Below are 26,689 nucleotides of genomic sequence, written 5' to 3' on the forward strand. Positions count from 1 at the left end.
GCGTCGACGGTCAGGACGATCTCGTCTGCCGCTCCATGCGATAGGCGCGCGGCGAGCGGCCGATGTGGCGGGTGAAGAAGCGGGAGAAATAGGCCGAATCCTCGAAGCCTACGGCATAGGCGATCTCCGTCACCGACAATTGGGAGTAAAGGAGCAGGCGTCGTGCTTCCAGCAACGCCCTGTCGTCCAGCATCTGGGCGGGCGAACAATTGGCGACGCGGGCACAGGCCTGGCGTAGTGCGGTCAGGCTGGTCCCCAGCGCCTTCGCATAAACCGGAATCGCCTCACGCTGCCGGAAGCGCTGTTCGATCCGTTCGCGCAGGCGTGCGACCAGCGCGGCCTGGCGCGCGGTGCCCGGTTGCGTGCTTCTGGCAAGGGTCGCGTGGCGGACAGCCAGCACCATCAGCAGGAGCAGAGTGGATTCCACCGCGGAACGCTGGCCTGGCCCCGACCAGCCAAGCTCTTTCGCCATTCGGGCGATGATCGCCTCGGCATCCGGGCCTTCCTCCTGGGGCAGGGTGACGGCATGGGCGTGCGTGAATAGCGGGGTCAGGTCGGGATCGCGCGCCACAAGGTCGCGCAGATAGGTATCGGCGATGGTCGTGACATAACCGCGCGATTCCCGGTACCAGGTGAAGCCATGGACGACGCCGGTCGGGATCAATAGCAGGCAGGGCGCCTCGAAGCTGACGCGCATGGCCTCCGCCTGCATCGCGCCTCCGCCCTCGGCGATGAGGATGATGTGGTTGAGGTCGCGATGGATATGCGGCCTTATGGTCCATTCGCTCGGCCGGGACCGGTCGTCCAGGCTTTCGACATGCACGAAACCTTCCGCGACGCTGCGCTGGGGTTCGCCATAGAGGTAGAAGCTGGGAACGGAGGCCGTCGACATCGTTCGACCATAGGGGGGATCGGACGGGCCAACAATGTCGAGCGTGCGGACCTTTTACCCCGGCCCGCGCCAATGCTATCGAACGCCGTCGCCGATCTTGCACGCAATCGATCGGGTTTGCAGGGATGGAGAGGAAGCCCGGGTGGGGATGATGGCATGAAGAGACCGCAAATCCTCGATTCGCACCAGCATTTCTGGCGCATAGGCGGGCCTGGCCAGACGTGGCCGGATGCGGAGTGGCCCCTGCTCCATCGCGACTTCCTGCCCGACGACCTCTTTCGTGCGACGGCGGAGATCGACATGATCGGCAGCATTTTGGTTCAGTCCCAGCCGGACGACCGCGACACTGACTGGATGCTGGACCTGGCAGCCGATGATCCGCTCGTGATGGGCGTGGTGGGCTGGGTCGCGCTGGACGACGTGGCGGCTCCGGCGCGGATCGCCCGGCTCGCCGCGCATCCCAAACTGGTCGGCCTTCGGCCGATGCTTCAGGACATTGCCGACAGCGCATGGATGTTGCGCGATGATCTGACGCCCGCGATCGAGGCTATGCTGCGGCACGGCTTGCGGTTCGACGCCCTGATCCAGCCACGCCATCTGCCTGCCATGGCTCGCTTCGCCGAACGCTGGCCCCAATTGCCCATCGTCATCGATCATGGCGCCAAGCCGCGGGCGGCGGCCATGATCCTCGACCCGTGGCGGGACCAACTGGCCCGGCTCGCTGGCTATCCCAATATCTGGTGCAAGCTGTCGGGACTGCGCACCGAGCAGGCTCTGGGGCAGGCGGCGGATGCGCTGGCTCCCTATGTCGAGCATATCCTGACATGCTTCGGGGCCCGCGCCATGTGGGGCAGCGACTGGCCGGTGCTCCTGCACATGGGCAACAGCTATGTCGACTGGGTCGATGATATGGTGCGGCTGGCAGGCGATCTGGATGAAACGGCGAGGGTTTCGCTGTTCTCGGGCGCCGCTCGAGCCTTCTATGGGCTGGATGGCGCGGAGGCCGCATGATCTGGCGGGCCCCCGCTCCAGCCCCCGACGCCGCGCCGCGTCAGGCAGTGCGTGGCCGCAGCATGGCCAGCAGCAGCGCGCCCGCCAGCGACCCGAGCGCCATGACGAATGCGACCAGCGGCAGGCCATAGTCCATTGCGAAGAGGAATCCGGCCAGGATTGGCCCGAGCGCTGCGCCGCCCCGCCCGACGCCGATGACGATACCCGTGCCGCCCGCCCGGACAGAAGTAGGAAAGGACTGGGCGACCAGCGCATAGAGGCCGACCACTGCGGCATTGGTGCAGAAGCCGCCAGCGCCGGCAACGAAGCTGAGGCCCGCCAGCGTCGTCTGGGTCTGACCGAAGACCGTCACCATGATGGTGGACCCGATCATGGCGACGAGCACGAGCCCGCGTACCGGCAGGCGCCAGCTCAGGGCGCTCAGCAACAGCGAACCCAGCAGCCCGCCGACATTGGCCCAGACCAGCACGCCGCCCGCGGCCGAAGGGGCATAACCCATGTCCACCACGATCTTGGGGATCCATTTCAGGATGAAGTAGAAGGTCATGATGTGGCAGAAATAGGCCAGCGTCAGCAGGATGGTCGTCCTCGCCAGGCCTGGCGCGAACAGCGCCGCGAAGGATGGTTTGGGCGCGGCATGGTCGACGGGCGGCAGGGTTTCGGCGCGGGCATGGCCCATGCGGTCGAGCAGGCGGTTGATCCGCGCCAGAGCATCGGTCGGTCGCTTTTGCAGCAGGAAGCCGATCGATTCGGGCAACAGCATGAGCGCGACCGGCAGGAAGAGCGCGGTCACGAGGCTGCCGAACAGGAAGATGTCCCGCCACCCTCCCGCGACCAGAAGTTGCGAGGCGACCGAACCGCCCAGGATCGCTCCGACCGGGTAGCCGGCCGCCATAATCGCGACGGCCAGGCTGCGGGCGCGGGCGTTCGCCAGTTCCGCGACCATCGCATTGGTGCAGGCCAGCATCCCACCGATGCCCAGCCCCGTGACAAGGCGCACAACGGATAGGGACAGGACGTTCCACGACTGTGTCGCAGCGCCCATGCCGACTGCCATCACGACCAGGCAGCCCAGGATGGTCGGGCGGCGTCCGATGCGATCGGCGAGATTGCCGAGCAGGACCGATCCCACCGCCATGCCGATCAGCTCCATCGAGAGGACGAGGCCCAGCGCGGCGCGATCGATTCCCCATTCGGCGGCGATGCCTGGCGATGCGAAGCTGATCGCCAGCACGTCGAACCCGTCGAGCGCGTTGAGCAGCACGCACAGGATGATCCCGGCAATCTGCAATCGTCCCATGGACGCCTCGTCCAGTTGACGCCTGATATCGGTCATCCTCGCTCCATGTCGTTTTTTTTGTTCAGCCGACTTCGAAAATATCGAGCCGTACATGGTCCTTATAGCGTGCGGCGCTGCACAGGAAGACGGTGCGGCCGAGCCAGGCGTGGGGACTTTCGCTCGCCACCTCGAAGCGCGGGGTCGTGCGGAAGTAATAAAGAGCGGGATCCACGGCCTCGCCCGCCGCGATCCGGGCCAGGACCGGAGCGGGGCCGCGCCGATAGCCGGGATTGACGATGGAAAGGATGCTGCCGTCGCTTGCCTCGATTGAATAGCGGGCGAGGATGTCGGCCGTGCCGTCGGAGCGGATTGTCTGCCAGTCGGCGCCGCCGGGCAAGACCCTTCCGGTCAGGCGCGGGCCGTCAACGCTGCCCCCGACAATCGGGATGACCCGCTTGCGCGCACCGTCCACCATGCCCAGTTCCTGCGCCGGGCCGATCAGCACCCGCAGCCGCATGGCGAGGATCAGCGGCGGTGCGGGCAGGGTGTCGGTTTCCTCGGCCTGGGCCGTCGGCACGCCGCCGGCCAGCGCGAGAAAAGGCATCGCCTTGAGCAGGCCACGCCGGTGCAGCGGCTCTTCCATATCCTCTCCCCCTGTCATTTCGTGTCATGGAAGTAGCGGATCGTCTCCCGCACGTCGATCTTTCCGGCCACTGTGCTCGTCGTGACATGGGCCGCCGCAGCGCCCGCTCAGGGGTTGCCTGCTATCGACAGCACGCTGGTCAGGATATTGCGCACCAACTCGGCCTGGCCGCGTGCGCCGGTCTTGGCGTAGACTTTCTTGGAATAGTTGCGGGCCGTTTCCACTGTGATTCCGAGTTCCACCGCGGCTTCCTGGATGGAAAAGCCGCTGGCAATAGCCCAGGCCAGCCTCGCTTCGCTGGGCAGCAGCCCGAACAGATCGGCCAGCTGGTCGCATCGATCGGCATGGGACCAGCGGTCTCCGCTCAGATAGGCGATGGCGACAGGCTTGGAATGGGGTGATGCGAAGCGGCTGTGGACGGGCGTGACCAGCATGTCCATCCAGGGGTCGCGGCTCAGGTTGAACGCACGCGGGCGGCCCTCGCCCGCTTCGGTATAGGATTTGACGAGCGCGGTCAGCGTGCGATCCACTGCGGGCGACGCAGGCGTCAGCCGATCATAGCGGCCCCGGCGCAGGACGGCCGTGCGTTGGAACAGCTGCTCCACATGGGGGGTCATGTCGATGATGCGGCAGCGCGCATCCAGCGTCAGCCAGCCGAAGTTCAACCGTCCGAAAGCGTCGGATGTCAGGGAGGAACGGAACCGTTCGCGCTCCAGTGCGATGAAGCTGCGCAGCGCGATCCGCACATGCGGCACCAGCGCCGTCAGCAGGGCGCTCACCGTCGATCCGATCCGATGGTCGCCCGCACAGGTCAGCCACGCATCGACGCCGCTGGGTTCCGCGACCCGGACCGATCGCATGTCGGCGATGCCGAGGCCGTGCAGAAAATCGTCCCGATAGGCGCGCTGCACCGGGTCGAGGGGGTTGAGCAACTCGTCCAGCGTATAGACGCGCGCCTCGCGCATGTCCCTGTAGGGCAACGGATCGCGCCGATCATATTGTTCGCTGAACAGCCGGTCCAGATGGGGCGGCGTGGCCGGGCCGGTATGCAGCTCGACGATCGCCTCCTCGTCGATCGGGCGGAATGCGAGCGCGACATAGAGGGCGCCGGTCCGCGCGCGCAGTTTCTCCAGGAAGCCGTGCCAGAGCGGCTGCTCGAATATCCCCTCGTGCAGCGCGGCCAGCAATCCATTGTCGTCCAGTCGCATGGCATGGCATTATAGCCTCCCATTTGGGAGGTGCAATCCCGCCGGCGCAGGGCAGCGCGCCGCTTCGTCCCCGCATCAGCGCTCAAGGCCGCGCCGCGCGATGGCTGCCAGCCGGAAGAAGTTGGAGGCGATGTAGAAAAGCCAGTGATCGACCCCGACCCGGCCGGTCCGCGCCGGCCAGCCCCGCGACGATCTCGGGTGGCATCCGGTACATCATCGCGTGATAGGCGAAGTCGGCCAGTGGAAGGCCCAGCGTTGGCAATTCCCGGTCCAGCACGGCCAGCACACGCGGCTCGCGGGGGTGGAATATCATGTTGTCACAGCAGAAATCGCCATGGACGATCGCGCTTTCGTCGTCCGGCGGGATGTTTTCGGGCATGGACATCGACACTGTGAAGCTGGGCCATGGCGGCGTTCATCGCATCAAAATAGGCCGGACGCTCGTCGCGCGGGACGTCGGGCAGGTTAGCGTCCCAAAAGATCCGCACCTCGACCAGGTCCATGACGTAGAAGGGCGTGCCCATCTGGTCGCCATCCTCGCAGAGTCCGAAAATATGGGGAAGGGGGAAGGCCGCCTGCTCCCGCGCTGTCAGTAACTTGACCTCGCGCTCGATCGCATGGGCGCCCTTGAGCAACAGGCCCGGCGGCTTGCGCCGCAAGACATAGGAACGGGCCGGGGTCACTAGCCGATGGTCGGATTGGATTGCCCCCCCTTGAACTGCTCGACCGTCAATGGCCCGGAAAAGTCGGGGATGTGCGCCCGAATCCAGTCGGCGAGCGCGCCCTCGTCGAAGGCATAGCCCTCGCGCACGGCCGTCGTTCCGGCATTGGCTTCCGCGCCGCTGCTCATACTGCCTGCGCCTTCAGAAAGTCGCGCTTGATCTTCTTGGCCAGGCTCCATTTATGCACTTCGGTCGGGCCGTCATAGATACGGAAGGCGCGGACCTCGCGGAAGATTTGCTCCACCACGGTGTCGCCCGAAACGCCCGTGCCCCCCATCACCTGGACGCATTTGTCCGACACGCGCATCAGCGCCTCGCTGACCGCGCCCTTCGCGCCTCAATTGCCGAACTGGATGCGGATGCCGCCCATGATGCGACGGCCGCCATAGGACAGGCGCATCACGCGTGGCGTGCCGTCCGCGAACGGAACATAGCTGCCGGTCGATATCGTGGCGGCCTCCCGCGTCATGTTGCGTCCTTCCATGTAGATCTGGAAGTTGCGCGTGACGTTGTAGGAAATCTTCGCATCGATGAAGGTAGTCGAGTCGATGAAGCGCGGTACGCCGGGATTATATCCGGGCGCGACCAGGCGGACATTGGTCCATTGTTCGCCGGGATAATTGATGTCGATATTATTCCCGCCGCACGGTGTGATGCAGGAGAACCGCGCGCTGCGTTTCTGGTAGGCGACGCGCATGTTGATCTTGCCGTCGTCATACCAGAGCGACGCATTCAGGTAGCGCTTCGATTCTTCGGGTGGTGCCATCACGTCGCCGGTCAAAGGATCCTGCTGCCCGGTGGTGGCTGAGGAACCCAGGATCGACATATTCACGTCCGCGCCGGTATATTTCAGGAACCAGGGCAGGAAGGTGAAGGCAGTCTTGGCCGAAAACTCCCAGATGGATCGCTTGTAGCCCGGGCCATTGTCCCAGGTGGGATAGCTGAACTCATAGTCGGATAGCGGCTGGCCGGTCGCCGGGTCGACCTGATCGCTGCCCGCGAAGGGGCGGGCGATGCGGGTCACGGCGATCGGATTGCCGGTCTTCACGTCCAGCTTGCCATAGGCGACCGACAGCAACGTATCGGCATTGGGATACCATTCCAGCGATGCGTTGTAGCTCCAGGCGGTAAAGGGCTGCAGCCCCGGATTGCCGACCCGGCCGGTGCAGCCGAAAATATCGTCGCCCGATGTGTCGAGCAGGCTGCGCTGGTCGATGGTGCAGGTGCCGCCGGCGATCAGGCGGTCCATCGACGGCCGCGCCACGGTCTTGCCGCCATAGAGGCGCAGCGCCACTGTGTCGTTGAAGCCCCAGAGGTTGAAATTGAAGCTCGGCAACCAGTCGCTGGTGCTGGCGTTGAGCGTCGTATTCTGGCTGAAGGTCTGGACGATGATACCGCCCGGATTGTCGGGGTCGGCCGGATTGAAGGTCGGGGTGGTGCGGATGGTGCTCAGCGTCAGCAGCGCCGAACCGCTGACCTTTGCGAACACGCCGCGCACGCCGACATTGCCGTTGAAGACCAGGCCCCAGGGCAATTGTTGTTCGAAGTCGAGCATCGCGTAGATATTCTTGATCTCTTCGCGGACGCGCGTGACCGGCTGGTCATACATCTGGCCGTCGCTGCCCATGCAGGTCTTGAGGCAATCGAAATTCATATATTGCGAAGCGCCGAGCGCATCGAACAGTTCGTCGGTACGGATGCCTTGCCAGGCGGGCGGCAAGTTGCCGCGGTTGGGCAGGCCGCCGAAATATTGGGAATCGCTGTCCTCCAGCGTCCGGCGGAACAGCGCTTCCAGATCGCCTGGCGTCAGCGTGTCCACCCCCGATCGGACGTTCAGCGGGTTGGTGCTGGGAACGAAGCCATAATTGCAGCCAAGCCCGCCCGGCGCCGAAGAGCCCGCCGTCGGCTGGCAGGCGCGCAGCGTGCCGCGGACGTTGGCGGTCGGCACGATGACGGCGGGCACATAGCCAGGCTGGCCGAAGGTGCCCACCGCGCTGCTGACCGTATAGCCGCCGCCGCCCCAGCGATCCAGCTTGTTCTTGCGGTACATGCCGCCGACCTTCACCCGCGTGATGAAGGGCAGGAACTCGTCCGTCTTGTAGGCGATGTCGAGCTTCGCGATACGTTCGGAGGATTCGCCCAGCTGCGGTGAATAGGATACGCCGAACGATGGCGTGGTCAGCGGCATCTGCCCGACCGTGTAGGCCGGCGTCGCCGGGCCGTTCGGGCCGGCGGCCACGGCGGTCTGGCCGATGCAGGTCGGCGCAGTGCCGCCGCCGATGCAGGTCGGCGCGTTCAGCTGGACGAAGTTCGCCGGGTTGGTCTCGTCATAATTGTCCGGTAGCGCGACGTCCCAAAGCCCGTTGGGCTGAAGCGTCAGCGTCGCGTCGCCATAGGCGTAATTGCGCGAGGTTCGCATGTCGCCCCGGCTCGACCGCGCCTGCGTCATCCCTGCCATGGCGTCGATTTCCAGCCGGTCGCCGCGATATTCTGCGCCGAACTGGCCATATTTGGTCTTGGTGTCGATCGTGTTTTCGATCTGGTCGATATTCACCGCATTGTTGGTGAGGGTCATCTGCGTGACATTGTGACTGTCGTCCACCACGACACTGCCGGGCACGACGTTCAGCACATTGCCAAAAGTCGCATTGTTACCGACATTGTTCAGGCCGTCGAACAGATAATAGCCTGCGGGCGCCGTCGGGGACACGGTGCGCCTGCGCGGATAGCCTGTCGTGCTGTCGACGAAGGTGCCGTTGATATTCTGCCCGAACAATGTCACCGGGTTGCGGCTGCGATTTTGGTCATGCACCTTGCGATTGGCCATGGTGCCCTTCGCGAAGACGGTCAGATTGTCGGTCAGCCGATAGTCCAGGCGGGCGTCGATCGCGTAACGCTCGTCGGTCTGGGTGTTCATGAAATTGCGCAGCAGCGACGGCGTATAATCGTTCCACTGGTTAAGGCAGCTCTGCTGTTCCAGGATGCGCTGCGATCGCTGGCCGGTCGTTCCGGTCGGATTGTGCGGGAACAGGTTGAAGCAATCCGCCTTGCTCTGGGCCGAAGCGGACTTGGTGATCAGCGATCGCGGCGTTTCGCTGCTGTTGGGGAAGAGGACGTCGGCGGCATCGGTGCCGATCACGCTCGGATTATATTCGAACGTTTTTTCCGGTGACTGGTCGAAGTCGAACAGGCGGGCATAGCCGCGATTGTTGCTGGTCGTCGTCTCGTAGCCATGGCCGTTATTCTGGATTTTGGAATAGCTGCCGCTGACGATGACGCCGAGGCGGTCGTCGAAGAATTTGCGCGCCGCGACCGCATTGAAGTCGGGAGTCCAGTCCTTGCCCAGCGAATTCTGGCCCGCGCCGCCCCGGAAGGAGAAATAGGGCTTCTTGAAGTCCAGGCCGGTGCGGGTCTTGATCTGGACCGATCCGCCGAGCGACCCTTCGGTCATGTCTGCGGTCGAACCCTTGACCACGTCCACGCTCTTCACGATTTCGGCCGGCAGTTCGCGCAGGTCGGCGCTGCGCCCGCCCGATGTGCCCAATGCGAGGCCGGTCGTGCTCTGCACACCGATGCCGTCCAGTTCGACGCGGGTCAGGTCGGGGCCGTTGCCACGCACCGCGACGGATTCGCCCTCGCCAAATTCGTTGCGGCCCAGCGCGACGCCGGGAATACGGGAAATGGCTTCGTTGACGTTGCGATCAGGGAAGGAGCCGATGTCGTCTGCGACGATCGAGTCGGTCGCGGTCTTGGCGTCCTTCTTGCGATTGTTGGCGGACTGCTGGCTCGCGCGCGATCCGACCACGACGATGTCGGCTTCGCTTACGCTCGATGATCCGGTCGATTGCGCGGCGACCTGCCCCCCCGATAGCAAGGCCAGCCCAAGCGCCGACCAGGACGCGGTCGCAACCATGATATGACGGACATCGATTCGATGTTTCATGCACCCTCTCCACCCTGTCGCCGGGACTGACATCCGCCGGGGGAGTTTGCCCCTCTCTACGGACCTGGAGCGACCCTTGGTCAGCTCCCAGCATATAACCCCACGAACCCCTATTTGGGATTCTGTGATGATGGGTGACACGCCTTGTCGGACAAATCAATCCGAAAAATCATATTGGTCTTTCCAAAATGATCGGGTGATTGGAGCTGTCCGACGCGGATAAATCGCTCTATGTGGTTGAGGAGCGCTACCATTTTGGGTTTGCAGCCCGGCGACAGGAGACGACATGACGACCAGAACCGCCTTCATCACGGGCGCGACCGCCGGGATTGGTGAGGCCGCCGTTCGGGCGTTCGCCGCCGCGGGCTGGCGGGTAATCGGCACCGGTCGCCGGGTAGATCGGCTGGAAGCACTGGCGGCCGAGATCGGGCCGCAAATGCAGTCGCTCGTCTTCGACATGCGGGAGGAAGCCGCGCTCGATGCGGCGCTGGAATCGCTCCCCGACGATTTTCGGGGCGTCGATCTGCTCGTCAACAATGCCGGACTGGCGCTCGGCACCGCGCCGGCGCAGCAGGCTGACCTGACCCAATGGCAGCAGATGATCGATACCAATATCAGCGGGTTGGTGGCGATCACGCACAAGCTGCTGCCGCGGCTGGTCGATCGCAAGGGCGCGATCATCAATCTGAGTTCAATCGCCGCGACCTATCCCTACACCGGGGGCAACGTCTATGGCGGGACCAAGGCGTTCGTGAAGCAATTCACCCTTGGCCTGCGGTCCGACCTGCACGGTACTGGCGTGCGCGTCACCTCGATCGAACCGGGCATGGTGGAAACCGAATTCACACTGGTGCGGACCGGCAGCCAGGCGGCGTCCGATACGCTTTACGGCAATGCCAATCCGATGACCGCGGACGATATCGCCCAGACCCTGTTGTGGGTCGCGCAGCAGCCAGCCCATCTCAATTTCAACAGCATCGAACTGATGCCGGTCAGCCAGTCCTTCGCGGGCTTTCAGGTCGCGCGCGAAGGATAGGCGGGCGCACTCAGGGCCGCCGCCAGGCATACAGGCCGTGATGGGCCAGGATGAACAATGTCTTGCCATCCGTCCCGCCGAAAAGGATCTGAAGCGGGCGTTCGGGCACGTCGATCCGACCGATCGCCTTACCATCGCGTGCGTGGACGAAAATCTGGCCATTGGCGACATAGACGCGTCCATCGGCGCCGGCCGTCACGCCTTCGCCGCCACGCTCCGCAAAGACCTTCAGGTCGGTGATGGCGCCCCCGGAACCGACCAGGCCGCTATAGGTCCGGTTTTCCGAGCCATTGGTGACGTAGACCCGCCCGCCTGGTTTCCCCTGAATGAAGCCATAGCTGTCGAGCGAATGGGAGAAGCGCAGGCCGCGATGGTCGGCCGGTCCCTGCGCGAACACCCGCCAGGCGGGGAGGACGATGCTGCCGTCGGGCGACACATATTCCTGGGGGTGGGGGACCGCCATGTCGCGCGCGAACATCTGGGCAAGCGTCTTGAACTCATAGGTCGTGGGATCGATCTGGTCGCGGAATTCACCGTTATTCCACCAGTTCACCGGCAGTACCGTCGAAGCGCCGGCATGGCCGGTCGCAGGCGTTGCGGCGATGACGCGGATCTCGCTGTCCGGCGCGTCGGGCTTGACGCTGTAGACCGTGCCGTTGCGTCCGTAGGATGACAGCACCAGCAGATTGCCGGATCGGTCGATCGTCAGGTTGACCGGGTCCAGCGCGGCGTCGCGCACCAGTTCCAGTTTCCGGTCGTCCGACCAGCGCCAGATGCGCTGGAAGCGGCGATCGATGAAGTAGAGCCGGCCCTGGGCATCGACGGCGCCGCCGCCGATCGAATGAAAGCCCTCCGCCAGCGTCTCGACCCTGCCGCCCAGGACCGCCGACGGCGTCACCGGATCGGGCCGGGCCGGCACGTCGAGCACGGCGAACTCGCGCTCGCGCACGTCCAGGCCATGGGTCACGTCGCGAATGGCGTTCTCGAACGGGAATTTGGTAAGTCGCAGGAAGGTGGCGCAGCCATTCTCGTCGCAGGTGCCAAGCCCGCTCTCGCCATTCACATGGACATTGCGGAACCGGATGTCGTGCGAGTTGTAGAGGGTGACAGCGGCGCGCGCCGGTTCGCGCGTGCGGGTCACGCGGTAGCCATGGAAATTGGCGACCAGGATATTGCGGGAATCCCGGATTTCCAGCGCTACGGCGTCGCCGCTTTCGCCTGCCTCTCCCTCCGTCTGCGGCGCGAGCAGTTCCCAGTTGGCGACGCGGTTCAGGCCGATTTCGGTGCGGACATGATGCTCGACCGACGCCTGGATGATGCGACCGGGTGTCTGGGTGTCCGAAATCAGGATGCCGGGGTGGCCGAAGGTACTCGGACTCCAGATGTTGGCGAAGGTGCCGCCGCCGCCCTGCGTCACCCACAAGCTGGCATATTGCCCCGCCCAGCGCCGGGCCGCGTCGGGATCTGCGGTGGCGTTGTTGTTGTAGGGGTTGATGCGGCTGCCATCGAACCGGTCCGTGCCATGGCCGCCTTGGAACTTGACGTCATTCACCATCGAAGCGGCGCCGGCCTTCCAGAGCAGGGCCGTCGCGCGCGGATTGGCACCGTTCGTGTCGAGGCCGAGGCCCGCAACGATCGCATCGCCGCCCTGCGCGCTCTCAACCAGTGCCTTGGGCGCGCCTATGCCCTGCCAGGCGGGCGTACCGTCGGGCAGTACGATCTGCGTCAGGCTGGGATGCAGGCCCAGCAGGACGGTATCGGGGCGAAGGCGCAGCGTGTCGCTGACCCGGTAGAAACCAGCGGGCAGATAGACGACGCGGTGCTTGTCGATAGCCTTTTGTATTGCGGCCGTATCATCCGTGCGGTCATCGCCTTTTGCACCGAGTGTCCGCACGCTGACCCATTCGGACACGGGCGGCAGCGGGCGGATGGCCGGCGCGGCCGGCGCGGCCGGCGCGGGCAGGCTGGCGACGCGCTCCGCCTGCATCTCGGTCTTGTATTCGCCGATCCGGCCCAGGCCCGGCAGCGTCAGGCCATGGGTGAAGGACGAAACCTTGTAGGCCGCGCCAGCGCCAGCCACGGTCCGGCCGCTTTCGCGGAAACGGGCGAAGGTCGGGGTATTGGCTGCCAGCACATTCTGGAAACCAACCTGGGTGTAGACGTTGCTTTCATTGGAGATGATGACGCCCGCCTTCGATACATTCTCGAAACGGACATCCTGGCCCCACAGCCAGTCGCCATAGCCCCGGTCGATCTCGATCCCGACCGGCACGTTGCGGAATGCGACGTTGACCAGCGTCAGCCCCGCTTCATGCTCGCGGATGGCGGCCTCGCGCTGTCCCTCGAAGGTCGCGTCCACCAAGGCAAAGGGCCAGGCCGGCGATGGCTTCTCGGCCAGGATTCCGTAGCGGCCGCCCTTGAAATGCAGATCCTCCGCCTCGTTGGCGACATGGTAGAGACCGGCCAGCCCCGATCCGATGTCGAAATCGACATGGCTGACGAAACTATGTTGCGCCGAATGGAATCGGATGGCGGTGGCCGCCGGGTTGCCGTCCATGATCCGGAAATCGATATTGCCCAGCGCGGAATAGAATGTGCCGGGGTTGGCATCGGCTATATTCTTGTTGAAGGGCACGCTGCCCGCGGGTGGAAAAGCGGCGGGCGGGCTGTCCTTGTCGGTCTGGCGAGCGCCCCCGGTGAACATCAGCATATGGGCGACGCCGCGCTGGAATCCCGGCGTATTCTCGCCCAGCAGGATGACCGGGCGCCGTGCGCCGATGCCGAAGATGCGGATGCCGGGCCAGAGGAAAAGGGTGCGGCTGATCCGATAGGTGCCGGCCGGCAGGAAGACGATCCCGCCACCGCCCTTTTCGGCCGCCTTGTCAATCGCCTGCTGGATCGCCGCGCTGTCGTCGGCGCGGCCGTCGCCCACGCCTTGCACCGTCACCGCCCGCGGCTCGTCCGGTGCTACTGTATAGACGGACGGAGAGGCGAGGACGGATTGCGCTGCCGCCAGGGACAGCAGGACAGATGCACAGGCTCCGCTCAGTCCGCGATACATTGATGAGGCTCCAGCAGGAATAAATGTCCCGGCCGTGCAGGGCCGGGACCAGGTTGGGGGGAGGTTAGGATGGTTGGCTAGAAATTGAAACGGACGCCCGCCCGATAGGTGCGGCCCAGCGTGTCGTAGAGCGCAGGATTGACGTCCAGACCGGTGTTCGTCTGGGGCGAGGGTTCAGGATCATGGTCGAACAGATTGTCGACCTTGAAGAAGGCGCGAATATTGTCCGTCACTTTATAGGAACCGCCAATGTCGACATAGAAGGCGCCCTTCATGAAATTGCGGTCGATCGTCGGATTGTTGCTGGTCGACGTCGGGCAGCTTCCGGGCTGACAGACGATATATTGGTTGCCGAATGTGCCGTCGCTGAACCAGCGTTCGGTGACGGTAAAGCTGAACCGGTCATTCTCATAGGTCTGGATCGCCAGCCATTTCCAGTCCGGTGTAGCCCCCGCATTATTGCCTGCGGTGTCGACCGGGGTGACGCGGGGGATGCCCGTATCAGTCACGAACTTGCGGACATGGGTGGCAAGGGCGCGGACCGTGAAACTACCGTCCAGGCCCAGCGGATTGCGCCACTGGTAGCTCGCCTCGATGTCGAAACCGTCCGTGTCGATCGATGCGAGGTTGAAGGACTGGACGTTGACGAACTTGAATGTCGGATTGTCCAGGTCGAACGCACCGCAGGTGGAGGTGATGCCTTCGAGATAGCAGAAATTGACGATCTGCTGCGCCGAGAGGCTCGAAATCACACCCTTGAGCTTGATCTTGTAATAGTCGACCGACAGGCTGAAACCGGGCAACCAGGACGGATTGGAGAGCACTGCGCCGATCTCGGTATTGCGGGCGATTTCCGGCTTCAGATCGGGGTTGCCGACGGTGTTCTGAATGATCAGCACCTGAGACCCGCCGTTGCGCGGATCGGTGAAGTTGGGAACTGTCGTCGTCACCGGCGCGGCGAACAATTCCGAAAGGTTGGGCGCGCGCACGTCCCGTGATGTCACGGCGCGCAGGCGGAAGCCGTCGAGCGGCGTGTCCCAGGTGCCGCCGACCTTCCACGACCAGACGGTGCCCGACGTGCTGTAGTCGGTGACGCGCGCCGCCGCGTTCAGATTGGCGCGCCCCATGGCATCGGAATTGATAAGCGGCACGTCGACTTCCACGAAGCCCTCGATCACATGATATTTGCCGCGGCCGTTTTTATAATTGCCCGCATACCAGTTGCTGCCGTTGACGGCGTTGAGGATCGGGTCCGCCGGATAGTCGGCGTTGTTTGGGCTCAGGCTTGATACCCCCGCGCCGTAGGCGTCGGCGTTCACGCGGTAGAATTCGCGTCGATATTCGCCGCCGAACGCGACCGAAACCGGACCGGCCCACAACTCGAACGGATTGCCGGAGAAGTTGAGGCTGGCGACGTCCTGGGTCTGCCTGGTATGCTGGAACGGCCCGTTTTCCGGGGTGACATAGGCCAGCGCCGCGGCCGAAGGCGTCGCCCCGCCGAACACGTTGATCGGCTGGCAACCATTGGCACGAGCGACTGGATCGGCGCAGACGATCGCGCCATTCAGTTCGATCGCGTTGATCGCCTGTCGGAAGCGGGCGGGGAGCATGATATCCTCGACATTGATGTCGGTGATGTTGATGCCATGCTCATAATAGGCGTCATAATTCCAGTTGGTGCCGGCCGCATCGAACCTGCCCTTCGCGCCGCCCACGAAACGATATTGGCGGCGATTGGTGTAGACCCGGATATTCTCCGGTAGAATGGCGTTGCTCAGGCCATATTGAAAGCTGGTGATCCCCGCTGTCGCGCACGCGGTCCTGACCGATGCGGGCAGATAGGGATTGGCGCATTGCATCGTCAGGCCGGTCGTTGCCGCGCCGGGATTAGGCTGGTTGTTGGTCTTTACCCGCGCAATGTTGATTGTGGTGTATAGTTCGTTGTCGTCGGCGAACTCGTAACTGAGGCGGGTATAGCCGTTGATGCGCTCCAGGGCCGACTGGAGCGAAGTGCCCGATCCGACATGGCCCGACATGTCGCCGCCTACGCAGAAGCCGACATAGCATCCGGTGACATTGCCCGCCGCATTCCGGGCGGGCACGCCGTTCGAACCATAGTTGAAATTATAGGGCTGTCCGCTCTGGTCGAAGGCGATGCCCTGCAACGGCCCGGCGCTTATCAGGCCATATTTTGCGTACTGATAGGGCTGGCCATAGTCGCGGTAGAGATATTGCGGGTTGCTGCTGGTGAGGACGCCGGTATTGACCAGCGTCGTGGCGCGATACCAGTCCCGGCTGCCGGCCAGGTCTGTGCCGAAATCGCCGGGACCGACCCCTTCTTCATGGTCATATTCGCCACTGACGACTAGGTGGAAGCGGCCGAACGACTTCCCATAGGCGCCCTGCACCAGCACCTGTTCATTGTCGTTGTAGCGGGTGATTCCGCCCTGGATATTGCCCTTGAACCCTTCGAACTTGGTGTCGGTGATGAAGTTGACGACGCCGCCGACCGCGTCCGATCCATAGGAAGCGGACGCGCCGCCAGTGACGACATCCACCCGTTTGATGAGCAATTGCGGGAAAAGGCTGATGTCGGGTACACCGGTCACGTTCGCGCCGACCACGCGCTGTCCGTCGACCAGGGTGAGCGTGCGGATCGGGCCAAGGCCCCGCAGCGAGAAGGAACTAAGGCCCTGCGTGCCGCTCGACGTGCTGAACGTCCCCGTGGCGGCGCCAGTCGATCCCTGCAACGAAGGCAACTGGGCGACGGTGTTGAAGATATTGGGCTGGGCATTGTTGGCGATCTGTTCCTCGCCGATCACCGTGGTCGGCGTGGGCGCGTTGAAGCCGCTGGTGGTGATGCGCGATCCGGTGACAACAATATCGGCGTTGCGGGCGGCGGCTTCGTCGCTCTGCGCCTGCGGTGCTATGGTCGGGGCTGGCGCCGCGGCCGCCGTCTGGGCCTGCGCTGCGCCTGCCAGCACCATGGTCGCCATCGCCGCCAGGCTGACGCTGGCCAGTTGCCGATGGATTGCGATCGTCACTGTCATTGATCCTTCCCCTTTTATGACCGGCCGCTCTCCCGGAGCCGGCAACGCCCGTGTCGGGCGATCCTGTGAAGAGTATCCCCTGGCTCTCGCTCCTGCACTTACGACATAGGTCGTAGGCGCGCAGGTGACGGTTTTTCAGGGCTTTGCGGCATAGAGCGCATGATGCGTCAGGATGAACAGGGTCCGCCTGTCCGCGCCGCCGAACAGGATCTGCAACGGACGTTCCGGAACATCGATGCGCCCGGCTTCCTTGCCATCCGGCCCGTAGACGAAGATCTGTCCATTCGCGACATAGACGCGGCCCTGACTATCGATCGCCACGCTCTCGCCGCCGCGATTGGCGAAGCGCTGGAGGTCGGTCAGCGTGCCGCCCGGACCTACCGTGCCGCTATATGTCGCATTCTCCGATCCATTGGTGACGAAGAGCCGGTCGCCAACCTTGCCGCCGATCAGGCCGTTGGCGTTCAGACTGTCGGACCAGCGCCAGCCACTATGGTCGACCGGCCCCTGCTGCCATACGCGAAATGCCGGCAGCGACAGGCTGCCGTCGGGTGAGAGATATTCCTCGGCCTTGGGCGTGCCGACGTCGCGGGCGAACATTTCCGCTAGCGTGGTGAACTCATATGTCCTGGGATCGAGCTGGTCCCTGAATTCGCCATTGTTCCACCAGTTGACCGGCAACAGCGTCTTTGCAGCGCCGCCGGCACGCACGTGGGTCGGCCGGATCAGGGTAATCTGGTCGGGCGGCCCGTCCGGATCGACCGAGTAGACACCAGCCTTCGGTCCCAGCGAGGAAAGGATCAACAGATGGCCCGACGCGTCGATCGCCAGATTGACCGGATCGAGCGCATTGTCCCGAACGACCTCCAGTCCCTTGTCCTCGCTCCAGCGATGGATGCGCTGGAAACGGCGATCGATGAAATAGAGCGTGCCTTTTGCATCCACCGCCGCGCCGGAGATAGACCAGAAACCGTCCTCCAGCTTCTCCACCTTCGCGCTGGTGGGCAGCGGCGGCGCGATCTTGCGGTCGGCGGCGCCTATGTCCAGCCTCGCAAATTCACGCTCGCGCACGAACAGCTTGCGGCTCACATCCTCGATCGCATTGTCGAACGGATATTTGCTCGCCCGCAGGTAGGTACCGCAGCCTTCCTCGTCGCATGTGGCAAAGCCGCTTTCGGCATTGATATGGATGTTGCGGAAGCGGATGTCGCTCGAATTGGTCAGCTTCACCGCGCTCTTCTCCGGCGCGTAGGTGCGCGTCACGCGATAGCCATGATAGTTGGCGAACAGCAGATTGCTCGAATTGCGGATGTCGAGCGAGATGGCGTCCGGCCCGTCTTCGACCTCCTGCTCGGTCTGCGGCGCCAGGAATTCCCAATTCTGCACATTGTCGAGCACGATTTCGTTGCGGGCATGATGTTCGACCGACATTTCGTAGATATGACCGGGCGTGCTGGTGTTGGTGACGTGAAGGCCAGACTGTGCAAAGCTGTTGGGACTCCAGACATTGGCGAAGGTGCCGCCGCCGCCATCGGTCACCCAGATGCTGGGATATTGGGCGTCCAGCCGGCCATCCGTGACCGGATCGCCGGTATGCACCCGCAATGCGCCCAGCATCTTGCCGTCGGCGGTCGGGGTGCCGCCACCCCCCATGATCTTGACGTCCTCGACCAGGCTCTTCTCGCCCGAACGCCACAGCAGAGCGGACGCGCGCGGGTTGATGCGCCCGGTGAAGAGACCGAGGCCCGAGAGGATATTGTCGCCATCCCTCTGGCTTTCCAGGATCGGCAGCACCGGGCCAAGACCGGCATGGGCTGGATTGCTATCAGGTATGTAGAGCTGCGTGATGGCGGGGTGCAGACCGATCAGCACGCTGTCGGGCCGCAGCGTCAGCTTGTCCGTCACCTTGTAGAAGCCGGTCGGGAAATAGAGGATGCGGTGGCCATCGATCGCCTTCTGGATCGCGGCAGTATCGTCTGCCTTGCCGTCGCCCATTGCGCCCAGGGTGCGGACATTGATCCATTCGGTCATCGGCGGCAGATCGCGGATGGCGGGTAGACGCGGGGCGGGCATGGCGGGCAGGGGCTGGATGTCGGCTTCGGTCCGGTAGTCTCCCATGTGGCCCAGGTCCGGGACGGCGAGGCCATAGGAAAAGGCGGCAACCTTGTAGGCCTTGCCCTTGCCCGCCACGGTCCTGCCGCTGTCGCGGAACCGGACGAAGACAGGGCTGTTGACGGCGAGCGCATTGTCGAAACCGATCTGGGTGAACACATTCTTCTCGTTCGAGATGACGACACCGGCCTTCGACACATTTTCGAAGCGGACATCCTTGCCCCAGAGGCTGTCGCCATAGCCGCGGTCGATCTCTATCCCCACGGGCGTGTTGCGGATCGAGACATTGACCAGGGTCAGCCCCGCTTCATGCTCGCGGATGGCGGCGTCCCGCTGCCCGTCGAAGCTGGAATCGAGCAGGGTGAACTGCCATGCGGGCGAGGTCTTTTCCGTGACGATGCCATAGCGGCCGCCCCGGAAATGGACATTCTCGATGACATTGCCCGCCTGATAGACACCGGCGAAGGCCGTCCCCAGCCGGAACTCCATATGGCTGAGGAAGGCATGTTGGGCCATGCGGAAGCGCACGCCCGCCGCCGCTGGATTGCCCGCGCCGATCTCTATGTCGACGTTGCTCATCGCCGAATAGAAGGTGCCCGAATTGGCGTCGCGGACCTGTCGTTCGCGAGGCACCACGGTTGGCACCGGAACGGGTATCTTGCCGACATTATACTGGTCGCCCCCGGCGAAGACGATCATCGTCGAGACGCCCTGCTGAAAGCCGGGCGTATTGGCGCCCAGCAGGATGACCGGCCGCGTTGGTCCGACGCCATAGACGCGCACCCCCGCGGGCACGACCAGGGTGCGGGTGATGCGGTAGGTACCCGATGGCAGGAAGACGATGCCGTGGCCGGTCCTGTCGCGCGACTGGTCGAGCGCCTGCTGGATCGCGGCGCTGTCATCGGCCTTGCCGTCGCCCCTGGCTTTGACCGTGACGGCATGAGGCTCGTCGGGCGCGATCGGAAAGATGGAGGTGCCGGCCGCCCAGGCCGGCGCCCCCATGCTGGTCGCCGCCAGCAAAGCCGCGATCATGCTGCGTCCGATCATAGCTGCCTCTCCATGCAGTCCTAAACCCTGTATCGCAGGGCTAGAGGGGCAGACCGACCTTTGCACTTGCGACAAAGGTCGTAGTTTTCATGGCCCTGCCTGCGTCGGTATAGCCGGGCTTCATCATCGTGATGCCCATGGGGCATCGACCGTCTGCAAGGGACGCCGCTTTGCCGTCATCAGCCGATCCTGCCCCGCCGCCGCCCCTGGCCGTCATCGTCATGGGCGTCAGCGGTTGCGGAAAGTCGACCCTGGGCGCATTGCTGGCCGACGGGTTCGACTGCCCCTTTCTGGAGGGCGACAGTTTCCATGCGGCCGAGGCGGTGGAAAAGATGCGCAGCGGCCGTCCGCTGACCGACGAGGATCGCTGGCCCTGGCTCGACCGGCTGGGGCAGGCGGTGGCGGCGAGCATCCGGACGCATGGCGTTGCGGTCGCGGCCTGCTCGGCCCTGCGCCAGGCCTATCGCGATCGGCTGCGGGTGGCGATCGGCGCGCCGGTCCGTTTCATCCTGCTGGAGGCCAGCCGCGACCAGTTGCTGATGCGGCTCCAGAACCGCCCCGGCCATTATATGCCCGCCAGCCTGCTCGACAGCCAGCTCGCGACGCTGGAGCGGCCTTCCCCGCAGGAGCGGGCGATGATCCTGAACAGCGATGCGCCGCTCGCCGAGTTACGTGACCGCTCTTTCGCCTGGCTGTGCTGAAATAAGCATCTCCTACGAAGTTCACACTGTCGCTGGCCTTTTCGAACCGGACGCGTCAGCGACGCGTCCGCGACGCGCAGCCCCGTGACCGGCCCGTATGTGCCGGATGGGCGTTTTTCGACACTTCAAGGAACGTCGCAGCATAGGCCTGCCGATCGGCAATAGGACAGGGGAAAGTCTTCGCCGGGATGGTTTTGGCTGCGCTTGCAGCTAGTGGGTGACGGTGGAATTTTCCCAGCGGCGCCTCGGGTGTCAGAGCGGCTCCCGGACGGGCGTGGTCGGGACGTTCACTTCTTCACAAAATATGGGCAGGACAAAGAAAGCGGGCTGCCCGGTCAGGCCCGGCATGACGTAAAGAGTATGGCAGGCGACGAGCAGAAACTGTCGCTTGTTGCCGACGCTGCACAACCAGAAAACCGTTATCGTCTTGATCGTCACGCCAGCGAAAGCTGGGATCTCAGGCGATGGCGGGACAAGGCTGGGAAAGGTCAAACCCTACGGCTGTGCGCCTTCGCCTGAGATGCCAGCATTCGCAGGCATGACGGGATTTTATGTCTGCCTTTGCACGAGCATGTTTCGAAAGTCGTCCTTCCGCAATCCACCACTTCCGTTACTCAACTGACATTGCCGTTCGTTCAGCGCGAAGTCGGGCGAGGTCGGGCGACCGGCACAGCGGTGTTACGGCATCAGGCGGCGTCGCCCTTCCCATAAATGCCAGCGCATCGCGAGGGCCGCGCCTTCGGGGTCTTGCGCGCGGATCGCGTCGACGATCTGCTCATGCTCGCGCAACATGGTCGCGATCACCTCCGGCGGGCGCGAGCGGCTGATGTCGACGCCCGCGCGCATGATCTTGTCGACATCGGCATGCAGCGCATCGAAGGCGATCAGGAAGGCGGGATTGCCCGTCGCCTCGGCGATGCGACGGTGCAGTTCCATATCCTCGGCATGGGCCGGTTCGCTCGACAACAGGGCGTCCCGCAGCAATCCCATGCCTTCCTCGATATGCGCCATCTCCGGCGCGGTACGCCGTGTCGCCGCCAGTCGCGCAGCTTCCGCCTCCAGCACGAAGCGCACTTCATAGCTGCCGAGCGTGGTCGGCAGTTCGGTCGCAGGCATGAAGGCGGACAGCCGGTCGGAGGGGCGGCTCTTGACGAAGGAGCCGGCGCCGCGTCGCGCCTCGGTAATGCCGTCGGACGCCAGCCGCATCAGCGCTTCGCGCACGATCGAGCGCGAAACGCCGAACATTTCCGCCAGTCGCGCTTCCGAGGGCAGGCGCGCGCCGACCTCCATCCCTTCCGACTTGATGATCTCCACGATCGCCGCATAAACATGGTCGGAAAGCCGCGCCTGGCTCATCGGGGCACCTGTCTGTCGATCGCTCTCATCATCTACCCCTAGTCAGAAGATGCCGCCGGGGACAAGCGCTGGCAGTGCCTTGCTCAGAAGATGCTGCTGGCGACGAGTACCAGCAGCAGGCCGACCACCGCGACCACCGTTTCCATGATCGACCAGGTCTTAAAGGTGCCGGGCATGTCGGTGCCCAGATAGCTTTTCACCAGCCAGAAGCCGGGGTCGTTGACGTGCGAGAAGAACAGCGATCCCGCGCCGATGGCGAGCACCATCCATTCCGGCTCCACGCCCGATGCGGCGACCAGCCCCTCCATCACGCCCGCCGTGGTGATCGTCGCCACGGTTGCCGACCCGGTCGCGAGGCGGATGCACACCGATACGCCCCAGGCAAGCAGCAGCGGCGAGATCGCGCCGCCGTCGGCTAGCCGCACCAGCATGTCGGAAAGGCCCGCCGTCACCAACACCTGCTTGAGCGCGCCGCCCGCGCCGATCGCCAGGATGATGCCGCCCGCCGGCGTCATCGCCTCGGTCCAGATCGCGTTCTGGATGGTGCGGTCGGTAATTCGGCGGCCGAAGAGCAGGGGGAGGGCGGCCAGCACCGCCACCAGCAGCGCCACCACCGGATCGCTGACCCAGCCGAGCCAGTGGAAATGCTCGGCGACCGCCGGCGGCATCAGCGCCACGGCCTGTCCCGCCGCGATCAGCACCACCGGCAACAGCACGGCCGTCAGCGCCCGGCCGACCGACGGGGTGGGGACGTCGGCCCTTACCGGATCGAGCAGGGGCGGGCTGAGCCTGACGCCGGGCGCGGTGAAGCGCGCCAGCAGCGGGCCGGCGATGATCGCGGTGGGGATGCCGACGATCAGGCCGTAGACGAGGGTGAGGCCCAGATTGGCGCCGAGCGCATTGACCGCCAGCAATGGCCCCGGATGCGGCGGCACCAGCGCATGGACGACGGATAGGCCCGACAGCGCGGGCAGCATCAGCCGTAGTTTGGCGGTATCGTCATTCTGACCCTGCGGCAGCGCGGCGGCAGCCGAGGCGACGATCGGCAGCAGCAGCACCAGGCCCGTTTCGAAGAAGAGCGGCAGGCCGATCAGGATCGCGGTGAACAGGCTGGCCCACGGAGCGCCCCGCACGCCCGACAGGTGAAGCGCTCCGCGCGCGAGGCCGCCTGCGCCATCCGACAATTGCAGCATGGCGCCCAGACCCAGACCCAAGGCGACCACAAGGCCGGTGCCGCCCAATATGGCGCCCGCGCCCTTTTCCACCGCCTTGGCAGTTTCCTCCATCGGCAGGCCGGCGAGCAGCCCCACGGTGAAAGCACCACACAGCAGTCCGACGAACGGGTGGAGCCGTCCACGGATTATGAGTGCAATGGAGAGGGCGATGCCGATGATGGCGGAAAGGACGAGCCGATAGTCCGCCGGGGTCATCGGGCGATGATCCTGTCCATGGCGTTGAAGGCCGGCATGACGCCGAACGGCGACGGTCGACGAACTGGTAACGTCATCCTCTCCCCTTTCTCTTCTGCGCAAATTCACCGATTCGAGTGATCGTTCCGCAAAACCTGTTGGACAGGTATAGGCAGAAATTCCGTCAAAACTAGAAAAAATCGTCGATATCGGGAAATTTCTCTTGAATCTGTCTGACTGATTCTCTTATCGTTAGCGCTACCGAATCCGATGCAGCCGGCAGGCCAAAGAGGCCGGCGCGCCCATGTCGGATCGAACAGGGAGAGGACGGATGCACTTCGCCACGGATCTGCACGATATTCTCGATCACCCGGCCCATGGGACGCCGGAACCGGCCCCATTGACGCCGACCCAGATGAAGGTCCTGCACTGCGTCCATTCCGGGCTGCTCAACAAGCAGATCGCCTATGAGCTGGGAATGGCGGAGGCCACGGTGAAGGTCCACATGACAGCGCTGATGCGCAAGCTCAATGTCCGCAATCGCACGCAGGCCGCCATTACCGCGCGCAACTTGGGATGGCTGCGGCCGGCGCTGGGCCGCGCGACGGACTGACATCTGCGATATTCAGCAGGGAAGGGAGGTTCGCATGGCGACAGGTTCCCGCAGGGCGCTTTTGGGCGGGCTTGGCGCCGGGATGGTTCTGGCGGGCATGAACGGACGCAGCCGCGCCGCGCCCGCGCGCCGGATTGGCTATGCCATCGTCGGCCTGGGCTCCTATGCCACGCGGCAGGTCATGCCCAACTTCGCCGGATGCGACCATGCGCGGCTGGTCGCGCTGGTGAGCGGCACGCCCGCCAAGCTCGACCAATATGGCGCGCAATACGGCATCCCCGCGACCCATCGTTACAGCTATGCCGATTTCGAGCGCATTCGCGACAATCCGGACATCGACGCGGTCTATGTCGTGCTGCCAAACAGCCTCCATGCGGAATATGCGGTCCGCGCGGCGCAGGCGGGCAAACATGTGCTATGTGAAAAGCCGATGGCGACATCGGTGGCCGAGTGCGCGGCGATGATTGCCGCCTGCCGCAAGGCGGGGACGAAGCTGATGATCGGCTATCGCTCGCGCTTCGAACCCTACAACCGCCTCGCCATCGATCTGGCGCGCAGCGGATATGTTGGTCGCACGCGGCTGATCACGGCGGAACATGGCTTTGCGATCCGGCCGGACCAGTGGCGGCTCGACCGGGCGCTGTCGGGCGGCGGATCGATGATGGACATCGGCATCTACAGCCTCAACGCCGCGCGCTACCTGACGGGCGAGGAGCCGGTGGAGGTGAGCGCGATCGAGTCGACCAACCGTTCGGACCCGCGCTTCCGGACGGTGGAGGACCGGATCGGTTTCCAGCTGCGCTTCCCCTCCGGCATCCTCGCCAACTGCCTCTCCAGCTATAGTTCGGGCCATAATGGCTATCGCGTCATCGGCGCCCAGGGCTGGATCAACATGGAGCCGGCCACGCCCTATTCGGGGCAGAGCATGATGATCCGCAAGGATGGCGTCACCGCGCCGCGCATCCTGCCGGTGGCGGCGAAGAACCAGTTTGCCGGCCAGCTCGATCATCTGGCCGAGTGTATCCTGAATGGCGGCACGCCGATCGTGCCGGGCGAGGAGGGGCTGGCCGACCTGCGGGTGATCGAGGCCATTTATCGTTCCGCCGCCGAGCGGCGGCATGTCGCGATCAGCACGTGATCGCGCGCCGGACGGTTGTGCGCGGCCTTGTCAGCCTGCCGATGTTCACTACGCGCGGGCTGGCGGCGCCGGTAGGCGGGGTCGAGCGGATCGATCCGGCGCTGGACTCGATCATCGATCCGTCGGCATCGGTGACAATGCTGGCGAGCGGCTTCCGCTGGGCCGAAGGGCCGGTCTGGGCGCCCGCGCTGGACTGCCTGCTCTTCGCCGATCCGCCGGCCAATATCGTCTATCGCTGGAAGGAAGGGGCAGGGGCCAGTCCCTTCCTGTCGCCGTCGGGTCTTCAGGGACCGGTTCCGGCGGGCCAGCGCGAAGCGGGACTGAACGGGCTGGCGATCGGTCGCGACGGTGCGCTGGTGGCGGCCGACAGCGGAACGCGCGCCATCGTGCGCGTCGACCTGCATACCCGCCAGCGCACGATCCTGGCCGATCGCTACCAGGGCAAGCGGTTCAACAGTCCCAATGATCTGTGCATCGCGCCGTCAGGGGTCATCTATTTCACCGATCCGCCCTATGGACTGACCGGAGGCGACGATTCTCCGCTGCGCGAACTCGACCATTGCGGCCTCTACCGGCTCGCGCCCGATGGAGAGGTGGTGCTGATCGACAGGAGCCATCGCCGTCCCAATGGCGTTGCACTCTCCCCGGACGGGCAAACCCTCTACCTGGCGCTGTCGGACGAGCAGCAGCCGGAGGTGCTCGCCTACCGGCTCGATGTGCGCGGCCTTCCCGTCGATCAGCGCCTGTTTCGGGACATGCGGCCGCAGCGCGCGCAGGGACTGCCCGGCCTGCCGGACGGGATCAAGGTCGGCCGGGACGGCCATCTGTTCGCGACCGGACCGGGCGGCGTCCATGTTTGCACCGCCGATGGCGTGCTGCTGGGCATCGTGGGCACCGGCAAGGCCGTCGCCAATTGCTGTATCGACCCGGAAGGGCACCGGCTCTTCCTCACCTCCACCGACATGCTGGCCATGATCACACTGAAGGCTGGGCCTGGCTGAAGAGCGCTCAGTCCGTTCGGCTGGTGACGATCGCCTGCCCGCTGGGCGGAATGGAGATGAGGTGCATGTCGCCGCTGTCGCACTGCACCTTCCATTCGCCGTTCGCCGTCTTGCTTTCCAGCGGCTCTGCCGACGCGATCTTCTGGCAGGGCAGGCCCGCATCGCGAACGGCGCGCAGGAAGACGCCGTTGCGCTGCCCCGGCGGCAGGGCGGCGACGGCGGCGACATAGTCGACCCCGCCCGCATTGGCCGCTGCGTTCGCCGGCTCCGCCTTTTCCGCCGTTTCGGGGCTGCCGCAGGAGGCCAGCGCCAGGCTGGCCATGATGATCGCCGGCAAAAATCGCATGATCTGTCTCGTCTGATGGCGGCACGGGACGATGAAGCGCATCATCCGGCCGGAGGGAAGCTGCCCGCATCATGCGCCAAATGGCGCATAGTTCAAGCCTTGACCGCTTCCCTTGGCGCCT

The 26,689-nt window shown here is 64.6% G+C and carries 19 protein-coding genes and 2 pseudogenes; 6 read left to right on the top strand and 15 right to left on the bottom strand.

The genetic code is table 11. From position 1 onward, the window contains the following. Positions 1 to 10: 10 nt before the first annotated feature. Positions 11 to 892: a helix-turn-helix domain-containing protein gene (locus tag K3M67_RS16535; RefSeq protein WP_066858935.1), complete on the bottom strand. Its 882-nt coding sequence runs from the start codon at positions 890 to 892 to the stop codon at positions 11 to 13. Positions 893 to 1,048: 156 nt separating this feature from the next. Here K3M67_RS16535 and K3M67_RS16540 point away from each other — a divergent pair, with 156 nt between their 5' ends. After that, positions 1,049 to 1,903, top strand: coding sequence for an amidohydrolase family protein (locus tag K3M67_RS16540; protein WP_285833467.1), 855 nt, complete (start codon positions 1,049 to 1,051; stop codon positions 1,901 to 1,903). 40 nt (positions 1,904 to 1,943) lie between these two features. Here the strand turns inward: K3M67_RS16540 and K3M67_RS16545 are convergent, their stop codons facing one another. The 7 genes and pseudogenes from K3M67_RS16545 to K3M67_RS16575 all read right to left on the bottom strand — a co-directional run bounded on the left by K3M67_RS16545 (position 1,944) and on the right by K3M67_RS16575 (position 9,698). Next, a complete protein-coding gene (locus K3M67_RS16545) occupies positions 1,944 to 3,239 on the bottom strand; it encodes an MFS transporter (protein ID WP_285833468.1) in 1,296 nt (431 codons plus the stop codon). A 25-nt stretch (positions 3,240 to 3,264) separates the two neighbouring features. Continuing rightward, positions 3,265 to 3,825, bottom strand: a complete 561-nt coding sequence (locus K3M67_RS16550) for a DUF3237 domain-containing protein (protein ID WP_285833469.1) — start codon at positions 3,823 to 3,825, stop codon at positions 3,265 to 3,267. Positions 3,826 to 3,932: 107 nt separating this feature from the next. Next, on the bottom strand, positions 3,933 to 5,033 hold the full coding sequence (locus tag K3M67_RS16555) for a helix-turn-helix transcriptional regulator (protein WP_066858939.1): 1,101 nt from the start codon (positions 5,031 to 5,033) through the stop codon (positions 3,933 to 3,935). Positions 5,034 to 5,115: 82 nt separating this feature from the next. Continuing rightward, positions 5,116 to 5,716 (bottom strand): annotated as a pseudogene (locus tag K3M67_RS16560) (phosphotransferase family protein). Next, positions 5,716 to 5,883, bottom strand: a complete 168-nt coding sequence (locus tag K3M67_RS16565; protein WP_285833470.1) for a hypothetical protein — start codon at positions 5,881 to 5,883, stop codon at positions 5,716 to 5,718. The pseudogene K3M67_RS16560 and the gene K3M67_RS16565 overlap by 1 nt, the downstream one beginning before the upstream one ends. After that, a pseudogene (locus tag K3M67_RS16570) lies at positions 5,880 to 6,089 on the bottom strand (acyl-CoA dehydrogenase family protein); the annotation flags it as partial. The gene K3M67_RS16565 and the pseudogene K3M67_RS16570, both read right to left, overlap by 4 nt. Before the next feature lie 3 nt (positions 6,090 to 6,092). Continuing rightward, entirely contained in the window at positions 6,093 to 9,698 is a 3,606-nt protein-coding gene (locus K3M67_RS16575; RefSeq protein WP_285833471.1) for a TonB-dependent receptor, read from the bottom strand. 286 nt (positions 9,699 to 9,984) lie between these two features. Between K3M67_RS16575 and K3M67_RS16580 the strand changes: the two genes are divergently transcribed. Beyond that, complete coding sequence (locus K3M67_RS16580) at positions 9,985 to 10,734, top strand: SDR family NAD(P)-dependent oxidoreductase (RefSeq protein ID WP_285833472.1); 750 nt, start codon at positions 9,985 to 9,987, stop codon at positions 10,732 to 10,734. A gap of 10 nt (positions 10,735 to 10,744) precedes the next feature. Here the strand turns inward: K3M67_RS16580 and K3M67_RS16585 are convergent, their stop codons facing one another. The 3 genes from K3M67_RS16585 to K3M67_RS16595 all read right to left on the bottom strand — a co-directional run bounded on the left by K3M67_RS16585 (position 10,745) and on the right by K3M67_RS16595 (position 20,004). Beyond that, a complete protein-coding gene (locus tag K3M67_RS16585; RefSeq protein WP_285833473.1) occupies positions 10,745 to 13,795 on the bottom strand; it encodes a glycosyl hydrolase family 28-related protein in 3,051 nt (1,016 codons plus the stop codon). Between the two features lie 77 nt (positions 13,796 to 13,872). After that, the gene (locus K3M67_RS16590; protein WP_066858946.1) at positions 13,873 to 16,845 is read right to left on the bottom strand and encodes a TonB-dependent receptor plug domain-containing protein; all 2,973 of its coding nucleotides are present in this window, start codon (positions 16,843 to 16,845) and stop codon (positions 13,873 to 13,875) included. Positions 16,846 to 16,980: 135 nt separating this feature from the next. Then, the gene (locus tag K3M67_RS16595; RefSeq protein ID WP_285833474.1) at positions 16,981 to 20,004 is read right to left on the bottom strand and encodes a glycosyl hydrolase family 28-related protein; all 3,024 of its coding nucleotides are present in this window, start codon (positions 20,002 to 20,004) and stop codon (positions 16,981 to 16,983) included. A gap of 170 nt (positions 20,005 to 20,174) precedes the next feature. On the opposite strand from K3M67_RS16595, the gene K3M67_RS16600 reads away from it, so the two are divergent. Continuing rightward, positions 20,175 to 20,705, top strand: coding sequence for a gluconokinase (locus K3M67_RS16600; RefSeq protein WP_285833475.1), 531 nt, complete (start codon positions 20,175 to 20,177; stop codon positions 20,703 to 20,705). Positions 20,706 to 20,957: 252 nt separating this feature from the next. On the opposite strand, the gene K3M67_RS16605 is transcribed toward K3M67_RS16600, so the two are convergent. From K3M67_RS16605 to K3M67_RS16615, 3 genes are all read right to left on the bottom strand, one after another. Beyond that, positions 20,958 to 21,143 carry a hypothetical protein gene (locus K3M67_RS16605; RefSeq protein WP_066858949.1) on the bottom strand — a complete coding sequence of 62 codons (186 nt, stop codon included), beginning with the start codon at positions 21,141 to 21,143 and terminating at the stop codon, positions 20,958 to 20,960. A 240-nt stretch (positions 21,144 to 21,383) separates the two neighbouring features. Beyond that, a complete protein-coding gene (locus K3M67_RS16610; RefSeq protein WP_285833476.1) occupies positions 21,384 to 22,061 on the bottom strand; it encodes a FadR/GntR family transcriptional regulator in 678 nt (225 codons plus the stop codon). Positions 22,062 to 22,144: 83 nt separating this feature from the next. Continuing rightward, positions 22,145 to 23,491 carry a GntP family permease gene (locus K3M67_RS16615; RefSeq protein ID WP_285833477.1) on the bottom strand — a complete coding sequence of 449 codons (1,347 nt, stop codon included), beginning with the start codon at positions 23,489 to 23,491 and terminating at the stop codon, positions 22,145 to 22,147. 310 nt (positions 23,492 to 23,801) lie between these two features. Between K3M67_RS16615 and K3M67_RS16620 the strand changes: the two genes are divergently transcribed. The 3 genes from K3M67_RS16620 to K3M67_RS16630 are packed head-to-tail and all read left to right on the top strand — an operon-like array spanning position 23,802 to position 26,222. Then, on the top strand, positions 23,802 to 24,083 hold the full coding sequence (locus K3M67_RS16620) for a helix-turn-helix domain-containing protein (protein ID WP_066858952.1): 282 nt from the start codon (positions 23,802 to 23,804) through the stop codon (positions 24,081 to 24,083). Between the two features lie 34 nt (positions 24,084 to 24,117). Next, positions 24,118 to 25,221, top strand: coding sequence for a Gfo/Idh/MocA family protein (locus K3M67_RS16625; protein ID WP_066858953.1), 1,104 nt, complete (start codon positions 24,118 to 24,120; stop codon positions 25,219 to 25,221). Next, complete coding sequence (locus K3M67_RS16630; RefSeq protein WP_285833478.1) at positions 25,218 to 26,222, top strand: SMP-30/gluconolactonase/LRE family protein; 1,005 nt, start codon at positions 25,218 to 25,220, stop codon at positions 26,220 to 26,222. Before K3M67_RS16625 ends, K3M67_RS16630 begins: the two co-directional genes overlap by 4 nt. A gap of 7 nt (positions 26,223 to 26,229) precedes the next feature. Here K3M67_RS16630 and K3M67_RS16635 read toward each other — a convergent pair whose 3' ends face one another. Beyond that, positions 26,230 to 26,568, bottom strand: a complete 339-nt coding sequence (locus K3M67_RS16635) for a hypothetical protein (protein WP_285833479.1) — start codon at positions 26,566 to 26,568, stop codon at positions 26,230 to 26,232. Between the last annotated feature and the right edge of the window lie 121 nt (positions 26,569 to 26,689).

The organism is Sphingobium sp. V4 (assembly GCF_029590555.1).
GTDB lineage: Bacteria > Pseudomonadota > Alphaproteobacteria > Sphingomonadales > Sphingomonadaceae > Sphingobium.

Excerpts from the sequence above, each read along its gene's own strand:
- K3M67_RS16535 (WP_066858935.1), bottom strand. The coding sequence starts at position 892 with ATGTCGACGGCCTCCGTTCCCAGCTTCTACCTCTATGGCGAACCCCAG.
- K3M67_RS16540 (WP_285833467.1), top strand. The coding sequence starts at position 1,049 with ATGAAGAGACCGCAAATCCTCGATTCGCACCAGCATTTCTGGCGCATA.
- K3M67_RS16545 (WP_285833468.1), bottom strand. The coding sequence starts at position 3,239 with ATGACCGATATCAGGCGTCAACTGGACGAGGCGTCCATGGGACGATTG.
- K3M67_RS16550 (WP_285833469.1), bottom strand. The coding sequence starts at position 3,825 with ATGGAAGAGCCGCTGCACCGGCGTGGCCTGCTCAAGGCGATGCCTTTT.
- K3M67_RS16555 (WP_066858939.1), bottom strand. The coding sequence starts at position 5,033 with ATGCGACTGGACGACAATGGATTGCTGGCCGCGCTGCACGAGGGGATA.
- K3M67_RS16565 (WP_285833470.1), bottom strand. The coding sequence starts at position 5,883 with ATGAGCAGCGGCGCGGAAGCCAATGCCGGAACGACGGCCGTGCGCGAG.
- K3M67_RS16575 (WP_285833471.1), bottom strand. The coding sequence starts at position 9,698 with ATGAAACATCGAATCGATGTCCGTCATATCATGGTTGCGACCGCGTCC.
- K3M67_RS16580 (WP_285833472.1), top strand. The coding sequence starts at position 9,985 with ATGACGACCAGAACCGCCTTCATCACGGGCGCGACCGCCGGGATTGGT.
- K3M67_RS16585 (WP_285833473.1), bottom strand. The coding sequence starts at position 13,795 with ATGTATCGCGGACTGAGCGGAGCCTGTGCATCTGTCCTGCTGTCCCTG.
- K3M67_RS16590 (WP_066858946.1), bottom strand. The coding sequence starts at position 16,845 with ATGACAGTGACGATCGCAATCCATCGGCAACTGGCCAGCGTCAGCCTG.
- K3M67_RS16595 (WP_285833474.1), bottom strand. The coding sequence starts at position 20,004 with ATGATCGGACGCAGCATGATCGCGGCTTTGCTGGCGGCGACCAGCATG.
- K3M67_RS16610 (WP_285833476.1), bottom strand. The coding sequence starts at position 22,061 with ATGAGCCAGGCGCGGCTTTCCGACCATGTTTATGCGGCGATCGTGGAG.
- K3M67_RS16615 (WP_285833477.1), bottom strand. The coding sequence starts at position 23,491 with ATGACCCCGGCGGACTATCGGCTCGTCCTTTCCGCCATCATCGGCATC.
- K3M67_RS16620 (WP_066858952.1), top strand. The coding sequence starts at position 23,802 with ATGCACTTCGCCACGGATCTGCACGATATTCTCGATCACCCGGCCCAT.
- K3M67_RS16625 (WP_066858953.1), top strand. The coding sequence starts at position 24,118 with ATGGCGACAGGTTCCCGCAGGGCGCTTTTGGGCGGGCTTGGCGCCGGG.
- K3M67_RS16635 (WP_285833479.1), bottom strand. The coding sequence starts at position 26,568 with ATGCGATTTTTGCCGGCGATCATCATGGCCAGCCTGGCGCTGGCCTCC.